Source organism: Flavobacterium sp. GNP008, assembly GCF_056428965.1.
Genome location: NZ_JBWJVL010000047.1, coordinates 1 through 252, shown reverse-complemented (window position 1 = coordinate 252; position 252 = coordinate 1). Strand labels below are relative to the sequence as shown.

Genomic DNA, 252 nt, shown 5'->3' with positions numbered 1-252 from the left:
ACACCTTGACCCAGAATGCCAGCCAGTAGCGGCCGTTGTTCAGGCCCTGGTCCTTGAGGTAATGGATATAGCTCCACAACCCGGAGATCGGCAGGCTTTCCGGGATCATCACCACGGTATTGAGCAGCTCCGGCTTGAGGGCGATGTCCCATTGCTCGGTCGGCACGTTGATCACTTCGGTGCTGGCCTTGGTGCCCTGGCCCGCGTTGCGGAAATAGGTGGTGGTGACGTCGGTCAGTTGCCACTGATTGG

General features: G+C 59.5%; 1 protein-coding gene. It reads right to left on the bottom strand.

Translation table 11 applies throughout. The features are described 5' to 3' along the window. Nucleotides 1–252: LptF/LptG family permease (locus AC0608_RS13835; protein ID WP_478289483.1), on the bottom strand; the 252-nt coding region annotated here is incomplete at both ends.